At 68.0% G+C, this 14,088-nt stretch carries 15 protein-coding genes; 7 read left to right on the forward strand and 8 right to left on the reverse strand.

What is annotated here, in order from left to right; all coding sequences use genetic code 11:
• Positions 1–293: 293 nt before the first annotated feature.
• Positions 294–1,139 (forward strand): sigma-70 region 4 domain-containing protein, encoded by an 846-nt coding sequence (locus QA802_RS20310; protein ID WP_334524639.1) that lies wholly within the window; start codon positions 294–296, stop codon positions 1,137–1,139.
• Positions 1,140–1,141: 2 nt separating this feature from the next.
• Complete coding sequence (locus QA802_RS20315) at positions 1,142–1,951, forward strand: hypothetical protein (RefSeq protein WP_334524642.1); 810 nt, start codon at positions 1,142–1,144, stop codon at positions 1,949–1,951.
• Between the two features lie 211 nt (positions 1,952–2,162).
• On the opposite strand, the gene darG is transcribed toward QA802_RS20315, so the two are convergent.
• The 5 genes from darG to QA802_RS20340 all read right to left on the reverse strand — a co-directional run bounded on the left by darG (position 2,163) and on the right by QA802_RS20340 (position 7,573).
• Positions 2,163–3,224: a type II toxin-antitoxin system antitoxin DNA ADP-ribosyl glycohydrolase DarG gene (darG, locus tag QA802_RS20320; RefSeq protein WP_334524645.1), complete on the reverse strand. Its 1,062-nt coding sequence runs from the start codon at positions 3,222–3,224 to the stop codon at positions 2,163–2,165.
• A gap of 39 nt (positions 3,225–3,263) precedes the next feature.
• Entirely contained in the window at positions 3,264–3,902 is a 639-nt protein-coding gene (gene darT, locus QA802_RS20325) for a type II toxin-antitoxin system toxin DNA ADP-ribosyl transferase DarT (protein ID WP_334524648.1), read from the reverse strand.
• Between the two features lie 485 nt (positions 3,903–4,387).
• A complete protein-coding gene (locus tag QA802_RS20330) occupies positions 4,388–4,669 on the reverse strand; it encodes a type II toxin-antitoxin system RelE family toxin (protein ID WP_334524651.1) in 282 nt (93 codons plus the stop codon).
• Between the two features lie 4 nt (positions 4,670–4,673).
• Complete coding sequence (locus tag QA802_RS20335; protein ID WP_334524653.1) at positions 4,674–4,955, reverse strand: type II toxin-antitoxin system Phd/YefM family antitoxin; 282 nt, start codon at positions 4,953–4,955, stop codon at positions 4,674–4,676.
• 287 nt (positions 4,956–5,242) lie between these two features.
• The gene (locus tag QA802_RS20340) at positions 5,243–7,573 is read right to left on the reverse strand and encodes a 2OG-Fe(II) oxygenase (RefSeq protein WP_334524656.1); all 2,331 of its coding nucleotides are present in this window, start codon (positions 7,571–7,573) and stop codon (positions 5,243–5,245) included.
• 235 nt (positions 7,574–7,808) lie between these two features.
• Between QA802_RS20340 and QA802_RS20345 the strand changes: the two genes are divergently transcribed.
• The 4 genes from QA802_RS20345 to QA802_RS20360 all read left to right on the forward strand — a co-directional run bounded on the left by QA802_RS20345 (position 7,809) and on the right by QA802_RS20360 (position 10,836).
• Positions 7,809–8,537, forward strand: a complete 729-nt coding sequence (locus QA802_RS20345) for a hypothetical protein (RefSeq protein ID WP_334524659.1) — start codon at positions 7,809–7,811, stop codon at positions 8,535–8,537.
• On the forward strand, positions 8,534–9,862 hold the full coding sequence (locus tag QA802_RS20350; protein WP_334524662.1) for a helicase-associated domain-containing protein: 1,329 nt from the start codon (positions 8,534–8,536) through the stop codon (positions 9,860–9,862). Before QA802_RS20345 ends, QA802_RS20350 begins: the two co-directional genes overlap by 4 nt.
• A 339-nt stretch (positions 9,863–10,201) precedes the next feature.
• On the forward strand, positions 10,202–10,417 hold the full coding sequence (locus QA802_RS20355; RefSeq protein ID WP_334524665.1) for a type II toxin-antitoxin system VapB family antitoxin: 216 nt from the start codon (positions 10,202–10,204) through the stop codon (positions 10,415–10,417).
• Positions 10,414–10,836 (forward strand): PIN domain nuclease, encoded by a 423-nt coding sequence (locus QA802_RS20360; RefSeq protein ID WP_053752750.1) that lies wholly within the window; start codon positions 10,414–10,416, stop codon positions 10,834–10,836. Before QA802_RS20355 ends, QA802_RS20360 begins: the two co-directional genes overlap by 4 nt.
• 326 nt (positions 10,837–11,162) lie before the next feature.
• Here the strand turns inward: QA802_RS20360 and QA802_RS20365 are convergent, their stop codons facing one another.
• Positions 11,163–11,504, reverse strand: a complete 342-nt coding sequence (locus QA802_RS20365; RefSeq protein WP_334534771.1) for a Uma2 family endonuclease — start codon at positions 11,502–11,504, stop codon at positions 11,163–11,165.
• 352 nt (positions 11,505–11,856) lie between these two features.
• Here QA802_RS20365 and QA802_RS20370 point away from each other — a divergent pair, with 352 nt between their 5' ends.
• On the forward strand, positions 11,857–12,006 hold the full coding sequence (locus tag QA802_RS20370) for a hypothetical protein (protein ID WP_443042152.1): 150 nt from the start codon (positions 11,857–11,859) through the stop codon (positions 12,004–12,006).
• 17 nt (positions 12,007–12,023) lie between these two features.
• Here the strand turns inward: QA802_RS20370 and QA802_RS20375 are convergent, their stop codons facing one another.
• Positions 12,024–12,347 carry a hypothetical protein gene (locus QA802_RS20375; RefSeq protein ID WP_334524674.1) on the reverse strand — a complete coding sequence of 108 codons (324 nt, stop codon included), beginning with the start codon at positions 12,345–12,347 and terminating at the stop codon, positions 12,024–12,026.
• Between the two features lie 97 nt (positions 12,348–12,444).
• The gene (locus QA802_RS20380; protein ID WP_334524677.1) at positions 12,445–13,782 is read right to left on the reverse strand and encodes a wax ester/triacylglycerol synthase domain-containing protein; all 1,338 of its coding nucleotides are present in this window, start codon (positions 13,780–13,782) and stop codon (positions 12,445–12,447) included.
• Positions 13,783–14,088: the final 306 nt, after the last annotated feature.

Below are 14,088 nucleotides of genomic sequence, written 5' to 3' on the forward strand. Positions count from 1 at the left end.
GAAACACGAGCTTCCGTTGCAGGCGTATGGGGACGTCGGCCTTTCGGCCTTGCCATCCGGTTGACCAGGAACCCGGTTACCTCGGCCCGCTCTGTCCCGGGCCCCTTGAGGCCGCAAGCGACCCCCATTGGCGTGCATTCGTGCAGGTCAAACCGCTATGACAGAACCTCCCCGAGCTTGCCTAGGGGGGGTTGCCGTCTCGCTTGTTAGGTACCGTAGGCAAACTCCAAGCTGCGCGCAACCCCCTCTCGCGATAGAGTCTGATAGCCCCCCTAGGCGATGTTGGGAGAGACGTGCAAGACGACATGGAGAAGGTCTCTGGGATCACAGATCCCGTTGACCGCGCCAAGACCGCAATCGACCTGATGGCGCGGTATCAGAGCCGAGTGAACGAGCTGTCCCGCATCCGGCGGGAAGCGATCGAAGAGGCGCAGGCTTCCGGCTTGACGCAAGCGGAGATCGCGAAGCGGCTAGGCGTCAGTCGGGGGCGGGTGGGTCAGCTCGCGTCCGCAGGTCCCCCGCCCGAGCGCGTGTTCTTCGGCACGGACCTGGTGACGGTGTCGCTCGGGGGCAAGTACGAAGCGGGCAAGGGCCCTGACCAGAACCCCAGCGAGGTAGTCACTCGGGAAGACCTCAACAACTTCGAGCATCTGCGGAAGCTGTTGGGCGGCATGAAGCTGGACACGCAGTACGAGGTGATTCCGCCGACCGGGATCGTCAACCTCAACCGCGACAACCACGTCGTCGTCTGCGGCCCCCGGCTGTCCCCGATCGTGGCGCAGGTACTCGAAGGTGACGACAACCTTCGGTTTGCCAAGGATCGTGCGTGGCACCTGGTCGACCAGGTGGCCGGTACGGAACACCGGTCACCGCAGGATGAAGATGGGTCGGCCGGCGATGTCGGTTATCTGGGACGCCTCCCCCGTCTCGACGGGAAGGGGACGTTCCTCTACATCGCTGGCATCCATTCCATCGGGGCGAACGGGGTTGTTCACTACCTCGAAAACAACCTGGCAGAGCTTTACCGAGAGGTACGGACTCGCCGCTTCTCCACCCTAATTTCGTGCCGCTACGACCCCAAGACGCTCGAAGTGCTGGAGAGTCGACGCGTCACCCCGCTGTACCGACACGAAGGCTGAGCATGCGCGTCGCAATCGACACCCAACCCGGTGGAGCGGCCCCCAACGAAGATTGGGTGGCCTGCACACCGACTCTCGCCATTGTGCTGGACGGACTCAGCACAGCGGGCCTAGACACCGGATGCCGCCACGGCGTGCCCTGGTATGTGGCGCATCTGGGCAGTCAGCTAATCGCCGGACTGGCAGGGCCGGATACCTCGCTAACAGTTGGGTTGGCGGGTGCCCTCGAACGAGTGGCGGCGCTGCACCCTGCGTGCGATCTCGACAACCCCGGAACGCCGTCGGCCACGGTGGCGATCCTCCGGGAGCGACAGGGTTTTCTTGACCACCTGATCTTGGCTGACTCGCCCATCGTGCTGGAAGGGGCCCGGGAATTTACAGTGCTCACCGACCTGCGGGTGGACGACGTACTTCCCGAGCTACGGACGGAAGTCGAACGGTACGAGACCCATACAGCGGAGCACCGGGCAGCACTCCGCCGACTCGTCACCGCACAGCGACAGACTCGCAACACTTCCACCGGCTATTGGGTCGCCGCTTCCAGCGCGGAAGCGGCGGCACACGCCGTTGTCGGCAGCACCCCCACCGAGGACGTACGCGCCGCCGCAGTTCTCTCCGACGGTGTGTCTCGCCTGGTCACGGAGTACGGCATGGCTACCTGGTCGGAAGTCTTCGCAACGCTTCGCGGTGGCGGACCACAAGACCTGATCGCCGCTGTCCGAAGAGTCGAAGCCAGCGACCCGACCGGGCGACGATGGCCGCGCTACAAGTCCAGCGACGACGCTTCCGTTGCCTTCTGCCAGTGGCGATAACCGCTGGTCAGTGAGGTCAGCCGTTGTTCCAGCCTGTACCCAGCGCACCAATGGCCGCCACTGGTTGCCGCCGTACGCGCGTCCCTTCTGACCTGCACACTGAAACGCGAAGACGTCTCTGTACAGGCAAAATGAAAATCCCACAGCGGAGGTTAGGAATCTGACCACATTGACCGGTTTCCCGTCGACCTAACAAGGCAGGCCGGGTCAATTACAAGAGGCCCACATCGCGCAGACGCTGCCACGCCGTACGGACATGATCCTCCGTGAAGAGGCGCTGCTTGCGGTGATTCCAGCCCCTAATGCAAGCAGTCACGGATTCGGGGTTAGGTGGAGGCGGCACTAGTTCTTCAGCCGCGAACAGGACAGTACTCAATAGCTCCATGCCGAAAGCATCTTCGAAGCCAGCCGTTAGCTTTTGGAATCTAGCGGCAATTTCTTCGAATTCCGGATATTTCCTCAGGAAAACTTCGGCATCGTTCACGGAGTCTTTGTTGAGCTCCAGGATCGCCTGAGCGCCACTAGTTCCGTCACCAAAACCAGTGACGAAATGCCCTTCCATGACCGAAACCGCCCGGTCCAGAATTTGCGAGTACGGGCCGTATATCCCCTTTTCGAAGTGCAGCATAAGGGGCAGATGCAACTTCTGCAGGAAGTAGGCAACCTTGTGTGCTTCAAGTAGCGATACGCGAGGCTCAAATGCCAGCCCCCGCGAAATCCCGCTCTGGATGTAACGGTTGAGTGCAGCGAGGAACGCAGCGCGTTCGCGGGTCATCGCCGGCGGCTTGGTAGCATTTGGCATTGACGTGGCGCTCGGGGCCCCTGATGGCTCCCAGACTCGAACTTCCACGCCGGGAATAGTTCCCAATGCTTGACGAATCAGGGGTTCAACATCGCGCCACGCTAGCCCGCCATTGCCGCATCCAAGAGGCGGAACAGCAATGGACTTAATTCCCCGTTCAACGATTTCGTCACGCAAGGCAACGAGCCCCGAAGCAATATCTTCGATTCGAGATGGCGCACGCCAATGACGCTTCGTCGGGAAGTTGACGATGAATCGCGGGCCGCTCAGTTGCTTGACCTCGTATACGTGCATGCGGCCAACAGTGACGTCGCCGCGATCGCAGGACGCTTTATAGTCCTCGAAGTTATCCGGATAGGCTCGCTTGAACTGCAAGGCGATGCCCTTGCCCATGACGCCCACGGTATTGACCGTGTTAACAAGGGCATCGACATCCGCAAGAAGCAGGTTGCCGGTGCCGCGCGTGATCATCGCTGTCCTTCCCTGAAGGGTTCGTTCGTTACCGCTAGGTCAGTAGTACCACTCACGTCTGACACTCACCGGAATCTCGGCGCCTGCCTCCCCGAACAGGCGTCGCACCTGCTCAGCATGATCTTGATCGTAGGTGGCAGCCTCATGCAGGGCAGTCACGGGAAGGTGCTCGTGCACCAGCAGCTCTGCCATGCGGCGGCGCATACGATCACCATCATCAACAGTGTTCGCCCAGTACCTTGCCCCCATAATCTCCCAGTCAACGACGCTTGGCATCATGCTCAGGTCGGTGAAGTGGTGAGTGATCTCATTCGCGCAATTGCCATCGCTGAACACGTACGGCCTTCCGGATGCCATGACAGCCTCCACGGACGTGACCAGGTAGACGAGGGGAACCTGCCCGTCTTGGTATGTGGACACGCCGCCTCGGCTGATCACATAGAGCATGGGCGATCTCGGGGCGAAGTAGAACGGAACATAATCGGCAGGGCACCCGTGGGGCGGAACGGTTATGCGTCGTGTTCGCCGTTCGGCCTTGACGTCTCTGTCCCCGCACTCCACCGGCACGCCACCCCGGCCCTGCATGACGTTGTCCGAGACCAACTGCTTGTCGGACAGGATGTCTGGCAGGTGGCGCACGTGCGTGAAGTGAAACAGCCGCCGTTCCCCAACGTTCATCACAAGACCTGAGTAGACCACAGTCGCGGATGTTGCCGGGAGCCGTCGCACCGTCAGCCAGCTGCTACAGCAACGGGCTTGAGGGCTCTCCGGGGCGAAGTTCATGGGCGTCGTCACCTCGACTCAGCGCTGCTCCTTGTCCTGGTCTTTGTCCAGTACGCCAAGAGCCTCCACGGTTCACCGTCGTACGCGCACTCCTTCTGATCTGCCCCGCGAACCCCTACGAACGCCCCTGTACGACCGCGCGGACAGTTGGAAAGCGTGTTGGGTTCACACCCTCACGAGTTCGAATCTCGTATCCTCCGCAGCCGCCTGAACAGGCGAAATGAAGAGCCGAGCCGCAATTGCGGCTCGGCTCTTCGGTGTGCGTCGGTTGCAGTTTTGGTTGCGTTACAGGCGACATCCAGGACATCTCGACAAACAGGCAGGCACCCGCCCCCGCGACCCCCGGCGGGCAGTCGGCATCAACCTGCACTGCGGAGGACCTATGGAACTTGGCGGTAGATGTCGCGGCGATTGCCGACGGCCAGGACCCACACGAGCAGTTGGCCGTCCTCAACGGTGTAGACAACGCGGTAGTCGCCGACCCTGAGCCGCCAGCGGGCGCTGTGCCCCTGGAGGGCTTTGATGTCGAAGGAGGCGGTGTCGCCGGCGTCCAGCGCCTTCTGGAGTTCGGCGAGGCGGTACAGGATGCGCAGGGCTTCCGGGCGCGGGACCTTGAGCATGTCCCGCTGAGCGTGCGGCGTGAAGCGCGTGACGTACCCCATGAGGTCAGTCCTGATGGGCGCGCAGCAGGGCGGCCATCTCTTCGAGCGAGACCGACCCCTCCGCACCTTCGGACTCGGCTTCGTCGGCCAGTTGGTTGAGCCACGCCTCCTCGGCGTTCTCCGCGATCTCACGCAGGCGCTGGTACTCCTGGATGTCGATCACGACGGCTTCCTGCTTGCCACGCCGAGTAATGATCGTCGGGGTTTCCTCCCGTCGAGCACGATCGATGACGTCAGCGAGGTGACTGCGGACATCCGCCATGGATTCGATCACCGGTTCACTCATGTCATGAATGTAGCAGATGTACATGACCGCTCGGAGGGTGCGGGGAGGCCGCGGCGACATCGATCTCCGCGGCGTTCTCATCCGCCTCTCGAACACGAGGTGACCCGCGACGCTTCGCCGCCCGGCACTCCACGACGACTCGGCCGCCGATCAGGAACTGCGAAACAAGTCGCTGCGTAGAGCAATGTCTGCGAATCATTGTGTGCAGATCGCAAACACCGGCCGAGAAAACCACTGGTCGTACGGTGCCCGGCCGAGATCAGTAGCCGTTTGCACCACGCCACGTGTTACGGCCTCGGCTCAACTCCGGCCTCGCCGGAAAGGTTCCATGTCGAGGCCAGCCAGGTCAGGTCGGCTCCGGCCTGGTGGCGGGTCGCCCGCTCGCGCGAAAACAGTTCCTCGGTCTTCGTCAGCACCAGCGTGTACGGGCGTCCCTGCCGCCTGGTCTGATGGTCCACGGGCAACTCGGCCGTGTCGATCCTGCTGTGCACGTGCCGCCGCCCGTCCTTCGCCAGCGGCCACTCCAGTGTCCGCCGCGAGCGGGAGCCGAGAAACGTGCCCAGGGTGCCACACAGCTCGCAGCCGCACCCGGTCCACGCCACCGACCAGTCATCCGGGGCGCGCGGCGCCCGTCGCACAAGTGCGCCGAGCCGGTCCCCGCACTCCCGTGCCACCGCTCCGAGCCCCGCCGCCCGGGGCTCGCCCTCCTTCTGTTCCTGCGCCGCGTGGCGCAGCATCGGCAGCAGGCACTCAAGCACTGTGTCCGGGCGGGTGCGCAGCGCTGCCAGGATGCGGCCGCGCAGCTGCGTGTCGGCCGCTTCCAGGATGCGCAGCAGCGGCAGGCTCAGCCGCTCCAACCGCACGCGACGGATCTCGGCCGACCCGGTTTCGGCCCACAGCGGCAGCTCACCGTCCACCTGGGCCCAGACCCCGGTCAACAGCAGCTCCGCGACCGCCGGACTCCGGGCGGAGCGCAGCGCCGCACACAGCTGGGGAAGCCGCTCGGTCCAGTCGTACTGGTGTTCCTCGAAGCGATTCTGCGCGCCGCCGAACCAGCCCTCGGTGACCTGGCCCAGCCACGGGACGCCGTACCGCTTCGCCACCGCGGCCAGGTCGTCCGCGTGTTCCGGAGTGAGGGCGTCGATCCGGAACGGATGAAGGAGCATCGCGGCGGTTCCGGGCGTCTGGAGGCCCTCGGCCACCCGCAGCGCGCTCCCCAGCTGTCCGGGCTGTACACCACTGCCCTTCCAGAACGGCGCGAGGGACTCGGCCGCGGCGCGGGCGCCGTCCCGGTCGCCCTTGGTGACTCGGGCCTGCAGTTCCTCCAGTGCCCACCGCGATCCGGCCTCGCCGCGCGCCGCGAAGGCCCGCTCTCGTGGCCACACCACGACCGCGGCCCGCCGGTACCAACGGTCCAGCGTGTTGCCGTAGTTGCCCATGTAGCCCTCGTACTGGGAGTCATAGGGCTTCAGGTCCGCACTCGGGGTACTGGCGCAGCTCTCGTAGTCGCGGACGTACAGCGAGATCTGCTCGCCGCCGGCGCCGTCCGGACCGGTCCACCAGCCGAGGGTGATCTCGTCGTCGATCAGCTCGCCGAGCTCGTAGTCCTCGTCGGCACCCGCGCCGTCGACCGCAGTTACTTCCTCTCCCTCTTCGTCCTCCTCTTCGTAGCCGTAGTCGTCCCAGGGGTCGTACCCGGCCGGAGTGGCGTCCCAGGTCTCCTTCACCTCGGCGAGGGCGAGTACCGTCTCGCACCCCGCCTGGGCGGCCGCGGCGCGCAGCAGCGCGGCACGCTCCGCGTCGGCGCCCTTGAGCCGGTCCCAGCCGAGACCCCGCTGGGTGTACTCGTGATCGAGCAGGTAGACAAGACGACGGGGCGGAGCGAGGGCCCGGCCGCCGTGGCGCGGCCTGGCCGGTGCGTTGAAGTGTTGCTCCAGGCAGTGCGCCATGTCGTCGAGCGGGCCGGACTCCCGTTCCGGGGCCCCTCGCTCGGCCAGCAGGTTGAACGTGAGGGTCACCCGGTAGCCGCTCCTGACCGGTGTCACCTCGTGCGGGCAGTCGGTGTAGAAGGCCACCAGGCTCAGCTCCGTCTTCGACGCACGGTAGGTCCGGCTCTGCCCGGCGTGCCCGATGACCAGCTCGCCGCCGGTGTGTGCCGAGGGCAGCGACAGCACCAGCGTGCCCACCATGGCGTCGTCCTTCTCCGAGTCCTGGTGGGGGAGGAAGAACTGCCCCTTGCCGTACACGAGGAGCGCGTGCGGCTCGGCCCACAGCCGGGTCGACGCCGGTAGCCCGAGCTCGTCGCGGAAGTACTCCAGCGCGCCGTCGAGCAACGTCGGCCAGGACCGGCCGCCCAGCGTGACCTGGTCCGGCGGGATCTGCCAGGTGTCGCGCACATTGCTGTCGCTCAGGGTGTCCTCCCCCCGGCCGAACAGTGCCGGACGCGCCACCGCGATCAGCTTCTTCACCTGCGGCGCGCGCAGCGGCAGACGCACTGGTCCGACCCCGGCCACCTCAAGGCCGACGCCGTCCGCCGGTGCTTCGAGCCGGGCGCTGAACTCCGCCGCCTTCGACCCGCCAAGCAGCACGCCCAGCCGCTCCCTCGCGCTTTTGGCCATCACTCCGTCCTCCCTGTTCCCGCGGCCGTGTCGCCCCGACCCGACTCTACGGAGCAGCGGGACCGCGGATGGCCGTCTCACCCGTATGGGAACGCCTTCACCCCGCCCCCGCACGGACGGGCGGCCGGGAAACACCCGGCTCGGGCCCGCGTGCCCACGTACGCCCCCCATCCGGGGACAACGGGAACAGCCAACCCCCGCACCTGACGCCCCGGCGCTGCGGAACAATGGCCCCGTGAACGACGACAACGCGCAACTGCTGTCCCAGGTACGGTCGTTGCGGGAGAAGGGCAGCGGGCCGAAGCAGATCGCGCGGGCCCTCGGACTGAAACCGGCCCGGGCGAGTGCGCTGGTGCGCCAGGTGGCCCACGAACAGCAGAGCGGGGCCGCGCCGACCGCGCGCCCGGTGGTGGGATGCTGGGTGAGCGTCGGCTGGAGCACCGGCCTGGAGCTGTCTGGGGCCCCCGACTGGGTGCGTGCCGACGCCGAGAGCGCCGGGGATCCCGAGGTTGCCGGTTTCGCCCAGGTCCTGATCGCCCGACAGGAGCGTGCCAGCCGGGTCACCGTCTGCGGGTTCCTCGTCGACGTCTACTGCCTCGGTGTCAAGGACACCGTCGGCCCGCAGGTGATGGGCGGAGGATCGCTGGACGCCTACGTACGTGACTACTACCGGGCGTTCGACCAACCGCCGCTGCGGATCGGCCTGGAGCAGGCGCAGAGCATCGTGCACGGTGGTGTGGCCTACGCCCGCACCCTCGGCTTCGAGCCCGCGCCGGACTTCGCGCAGGTCTCGGTACACCTCGGCGAGCCCGGCCCGGCCGCCCCGCGGATCGGCTTCGGTCGCCAGGGGAAGCCGTTCTACATCAACGGCCCGCGCGACGACGCCCGGAAGATCGTACGCACGCTGGAGCGCACCTGCGGCGCGGGCAACTATGACTACGTCGTGGGAACGGGGCCCCTGTGATCAGCGACCACGACGAGCGTGACGAGCGTCAGGTACGCCCGACCGAGCACGAGGCGCAGGCCAGCCTGAAGGCGGTGCTTCAGCTGTGCGCGGCGGGCCGACTGCGCTGCAGTGAGAAGACACTCCGCCCGTCCGCGGCGACGGTCAAGGCGGTCGCGGAAGCGCTCAGCGGCGGCGACTTCTACGCCGCGGAACCGATCGCGGCCTTCGCCTGGCCACTGCTGCTCCAGGCCGGCGGACTCGCCGAGCTCGCCTCCGGAAAGCTCGTGCTGACCGCACGTGGCAGGTCAGCGCTGACCAAGCCGGCACACGACACGCTCGCCCTGCTATGGCGGCGCTGGCTCAGCCGCGGCGTGATCGACGAGTTCTCCCGCGTCGAAGCGATCAAGGGCCAGCGCGCGGCGAACGTCCTCACCGCCGTCAAGCCGCGCCGGGCCCAGGTCGGCGCGGCCCTGGCCGCCTGTGCACCCGGTGAGTGGACCGACGTCGACACACTCTTCCGCACCATGCGCAAGGCCGGTCACGATCCCGGGATCGCCCGCACCGAGCGCGCCCTGTGGAAGCTCTATCTGGAAGACCCCGAACACGGCAGCCTCGGCTACGACGGGTTCCACAACTGGGAACTCCTCCAGGGCCGCTACACCCTCGCCGTGCTCTTCGAGTACGCCGCGGTCCTCGGCCTGATCGACGTGGACTACCGGCCGCCGGTGGGCGCCCGCGACGACTACCGCGACAACTGGGGCGCCGACTGGACCGACTGCATCAGCCGCTACGACGGCCTCCTCGCCCTCCGCCTCAACCCGCTCGGCGCCTACGCCACCGAGCAGACCGCCACCTACCTCCCCACCCCCGCACCGGCCGACACCGCCCCGAAGGGCACTGGCGGCCTGAAGGTACTCCCCAACCACGACGTGGTGGCCCTCGACGGACTCGCCCCCGCCGAGACCCTCCTCCTCGACGCCTTCGCCGAGCGCACCGGCGACCGCGTGTGGACCCTGACCCCCGCCTCGCTGCTCACCGCCGTCGACGCGGGCCGCGATCTCGCCGAACTCCGCCACCACCTGAACGCCGCCACCACCGTTCCCCTCCCACAGACGGTCACCACGCTCCTGGCCGACGCCGCCCGCCGCGTCGGCCAGGTCCGCGACACCGGGCCGATGCACCTCATCGAATGCGCGGACGCCGCCGTCGCGGCCCTCCTCGCCACCGACCGCCGCACCCGCACCCACTGCACCCGCCTCGGCGAACGCCACCTCGCCGTCCCCCTCGACAAGCTCCCCGCCTTCCGCAAGTCCGCCCTCGCCCAGGGCTACCCCGTCGGCTGACACACGCCCTCGTGGGCACCGGACACGGACCGGCACAGTTCAGTGGGCCCCGGGTTCAGACCGAGGAAGCTCGTCCAGGTCAAGGGTGAAGGTGCACCCGCCGGTCGGCCCGATCGGGGCCTGCCCGTGCCGTACATGTGGGTGTGCGCCGCGAACTCGACCCGCCCTGCCTTGATGCCTCGTGTCGCCTGTGCGATGCGGAACGCGCCCTCGCTCTCTCCCGCATCCATGGCGTGATGCCCGCGTAGGACCCGGTGGCCAGGCCGAGGCACCCGATACCACCCCACCAGGCGCCTCGCGGGATATACTTGGCCCCACATTTGATATCAGGAGGCGTACATGAGTCGTACGGTTATCGACCTGGACGACGACCTGGTCGCGGACGTGGCCAAAGCCCTCGGGACGAACACCAAGAAGGAGACCGTCAACACCGCTCTTCGCGAGGTGCTGGAGAGTCGGCGTCGCGCCCTGGCTCTCGCCCGGCTGCGGGCCACGGCCGGGGACGGCGCATTCGATCTGGAGCTGTTCGAGAACAAGGGGAACTACCGCCGGTGAACGCGGCCCAGTTCCTGATCGACACCAGCGCGCTCGCTCGGTTCATGCGCGAGGACGCGGAGCAGTACGGCTGGGACCAAGCGGCAGCCGCCGGGCTCATCGCCACCTGCCCGATCACCGAGCTTGAGTTCTTCTACAGCGCCCGGTCGGCCGCCGACAGGGCGCGCGGCATCGAGGACATGCGACTGATCTTCGGTTGGGTTCCCGTCGACGACCGCGCCTACGACCGCGCCTGGCAGGTCCAAGAAGCCCTCACCAAACAGGGAAAGCATCGCAGTGCGGGTGCGGTGGATCTCGTCGTCGCCGCGACGGCCGAGCTGCAAGGGCTCACCCTCCTGCACCGCGACCACGACTTCGCCTGCATCGCGGCAGTGACCGGCCAGGCTCTCCAGTGGTACGGCCCGGAGAGCGGCAAATAGGCGGACGATGGTTGCAGTTCTGGTTGCATTCACCTCCGTACAGCACCGTTCAGGAGCCTCACCCGCCACAGCCGCACCGCAGGTCAGAACGCTCCCGCACACCCCCGAACCCCCGGACGAACATTTGGAAAGCGTGTTGGGTCCACACCCTCACGAGTTCGAATCTCGTATCCTCCGCCAGTGCCTCACCGGGCACGATGTCGAAGGGCCCCACCGTTCGCGGTGGGGCCCTTCGTCGGTGTGCGCCGCGATGCAGCCAGTTCCAGTGGGATACGAAACCACGGGCAAGGGCCACGGAGCCGTGCCGCCAAACCCGGGGAGCAGCCTCAGCCGATCTTCTTGAAGTCAGTGCGCACCGTGACCTCGACCCCGGCCAGGCTGAACCTGATCTCCTCACCGAATCGGTAAGGCACGGCCGACGTGTATTCGTCGCCCTTCGGCACTTGGTAGAGCACGCGCTCCCCAGTCAGCACGTCCACGATCAGATACGTCGGAATCCCGCGCGCCGCGTACTGGTTGAGCTTGCGCCCGTAGTCCTGCCCGACCGTCGAACGGGACACGCTCTCCGCGACGAAAAGCACATGCTCCTGATCGACGAACGCATCTCCCGGGCCGAGCGCGCCCGCGTCCACCACCAGCACATCGGGCTCGGGCGTGTACCCGTCCAGCTCTGGCTCATCGCGCCTTCACGCCCATCACGAGGTACCGCCATCGTACGGGCCGGACGCAGCAAGCCATTGGTCTTCCCACGTGCACGTTTCCAGCGCGCTCGGTGACGGACGTCGCTCTGTCCACGGCCGTCCACCTGGCTCAGGGACGGCAGGGCGACCCCGGTGTTCCCCAGTCCGAGGTGATCCCGGTGCCCGGCGGGGATTCCGTTCCGCAGCGCAACCTCTCGGAGGGGCCGCCGCAGCGCGTGGTCGTGACGAACGCGACCAGGTCGGCTCCGAAGTACACCTCCTCGCCACCGCCCTCGGCAGCGGCATCGCCCTGGCCGTCCTGACCTCGTTCAGCGTCGGCATGACGGACCGAGCCGCACCGGCCGTCACACCGCTCGTGTACGTCACGGTGGTCGCAGGGGCGGGACCTCTCACGCTCGTCGCCACCGCCCTGCCCGGACGCGTGGCGTTGAGGGTCCGGGCGGTGACGGTGGCCACAGCCAAGGATTGAAGATGCGTGGGGACCGGTCAGAGGAGCACGACCAGGACGACGACGGTCACGGCCAGGGGTCCCAGCAGTGCCCATCGGGCGGAGCGGGCGAGGCGGTTGACGCCGGGGGCGAAGTAGAGGGGGGTCAGCACGGCCGACGTGACGCCCATCTGGATCATGGTCACTTTCGCGGACGGGACCACCGACGGCAGCGGCTGCATCCACACGACGGACAGCGCAGCCAGGACAAGGGTGGGGCCGAACGTGATCAGCGCGGCCCAGCTCCAGAAGAACAGAGCGAGGTAACGGCAGGCCGGCCAGTCTGCCAGGTCGCGGGGTTCGACGTTGCGGGTGACGTTCACGGGTCCAGCCTGTGGCCGGCCGCCGGACAGCGACATGAGTGCGACTACCCATCAGGTGCTCGCCGACTACTCACCTCCCGAATGCGCGGACGCCTCCTCACTCGCGTTCGGCGAGGAGGGTGACTTCGTCGAGGAAGGCCTCCGCCAGCAGTTCGGCGTCCTGGCTGCCCGAGTTCGTGGCGACGCTCAGCGTGTGTCCCCGGGTGCAGCCGCCCAGCGCGAAGGTCACCGTGTCGGCCGGGGGCACCATGGGGACGATGGTGACGCGGCGCAACGGCCGCCCGGCCAGGGTCTGGCCCTGTTCGCGCAGGTGGACGTAGGAGCAGGCGGCCGGTGCGTACGCGGGCGCGAAGATCTTTCCGCCGGCCAGGGCCATGGTCGCCCCGGGTACCGCCGCCAGCGTGCCCTCGAGCAGCTTCTCGGAGGTACGCCGGGGCCGGGTGACGGGGGTCAGCAGGCCGGTGCACGCCGTCAGCCGGGCCGCGGGGTCGGACAGGGTCACCGGCGCGGGGACGCGGACGTTGGCGAACGCGTTGCCCAGGAACTCACCGCAGTCCTCCGGGCGTTCGTCGACCGGTACGGACAGCCAGACCTGCCCCGGCTCCCGCCCCGGTTGCCGCCCCTTCTCGCGCCCCGGCCCCTGGTCGCCGTCGGATGCCGTCCGGGGGCCGGGCAGGGCGGGCGAGGCGGCGTCGGCGGCGGAGAGGCAGGCGCGCAGGACGCCCGAGACCGTCGCCAGGAACACCTCGTTGGTGGTCGCCGTGCGGGCGGGCGCGGCGTCGCGCGCGGTCCGCAGTACGTCGGCGCGCAGCCGTACGACCGTGTAGGCCGGCTCCGGCGCCCCCCGGTGCGGCAGGGGGACCGCGCGTCCCGCGGTGAGCAGCCCCGGCGGACCGCCCGGCGAGGGGGCCGGCCGGACCGTCCGCCGTCGGGGTCCCGGCATCGCCAGGGAGGCGGCGACGTCCAGCGGGCCGCCGTCGTCGAACAGGGCCCGCAGCAGGGTCGTCAGCGAACGGCCGTCGAGCAGGCTGTGGTGCATCCGGAAGAGGAGGGAGAACTCCCCCTCGGCGGAGCCCCGCAGCAGGTGCAGGCTCCACGGCGGCCGGTCGGCGGGGAACGGCGTGTGGAACCACAGCCGCACCGCCTCCCGCAGGGTGCCGTCCGCCTCGTCGACCTGCCGGCCCAGGTCGTGGCCGTCCCGTCGCGCCCAGCGGTGCCGGCCGGTCCACCAGGCGAGGCCGGTCCGGGGTCCGCCGGGGGCGACCAGGGTCTGCGTGAGCCGCGGCAGCGCCTTCCAGCGGTCGCCGACGAGCGCCCGCAGCTCGTCCAGCGCGGGCGGGACGCCCGTGAAATCGAGGGCGATCCCGGCGTTGGGCGGGCCGAACGGCCAGCGGGCCATGCCCTCTTCCATCAAGGGCAGATGCGATCCGGGCATGAAACTGCTCCTGTCGTGGGCGTCCCTGGCGGCGGCCGCCCCGCGCGGGGCCGGCCATCGGAGGACGGGGTCCTGTCCCTCCAACGGCCGATCCGGGCGGCGGTCACGTCCTGCGCGGCCCACGGGTGTCAACGCCCGGCCGCGACCGCTCCCTGATGGGGTGACACTGCAGCAGGTTTGCGGACGCGGACCGCGTCGGAGCGCCTTTAATCGGGACTCCGCGTCCGCCTTCGGGCACGCCGTTCCTTGTTCCCCGTCCACCGCCCCGTCCACCGCCCCGGCCCCGCGCCGGACAGGAGTTGTCTG

It is taken from the genome of Streptomyces sp. B21-105 (assembly GCF_036898465.1).
Classification (GTDB): Bacteria; Actinomycetota; Actinomycetes; order Streptomycetales; family Streptomycetaceae; genus Streptomyces.

What these genes read in the sequence shown, in the direction of transcription:
- QA802_RS20355 (WP_334524665.1), top strand. Translation starts at nt 10,202, where the DNA reads ATGAGTCGTACGGTTATCGACCTGGACGACGACCTGGTCGCGGACGTG.
- darG (WP_334524645.1), bottom strand. Translation starts at nt 3,224, where the DNA reads ATGATCACGCGCGGCACCGGCAACCTGCTTCTTGCGGATGTCGATGCC.
- QA802_RS20330 (WP_334524651.1), bottom strand. Translation starts at nt 4,669, where the DNA reads ATGGGGTACGTCACGCGCTTCACGCCGCACGCTCAGCGGGACATGCTC.
- QA802_RS20315 (WP_334524642.1), top strand. Translation starts at nt 1,142, where the DNA reads ATGCGCGTCGCAATCGACACCCAACCCGGTGGAGCGGCCCCCAACGAA.
- QA802_RS20380 (WP_334524677.1), bottom strand. Translation starts at nt 13,782, where the DNA reads ATGCCCGGATCGCATCTGCCCTTGATGGAAGAGGGCATGGCCCGCTGG.
- QA802_RS20335 (WP_334524653.1), bottom strand. Translation starts at nt 4,955, where the DNA reads ATGAGTGAACCGGTGATCGAATCCATGGCGGATGTCCGCAGTCACCTC.
- darT (WP_334524648.1), bottom strand. Translation starts at nt 3,902, where the DNA reads ATGAACGTTGGGGAACGGCGGCTGTTTCACTTCACGCACGTGCGCCAC.
- QA802_RS20340 (WP_334524656.1), bottom strand. Translation starts at nt 7,573, where the DNA reads ATGGCCAAAAGCGCGAGGGAGCGGCTGGGCGTGCTGCTTGGCGGGTCG.
- QA802_RS20370 (WP_443042152.1), top strand. Translation starts at nt 11,857, where the DNA reads ATGACGGACCGAGCCGCACCGGCCGTCACACCGCTCGTGTACGTCACG.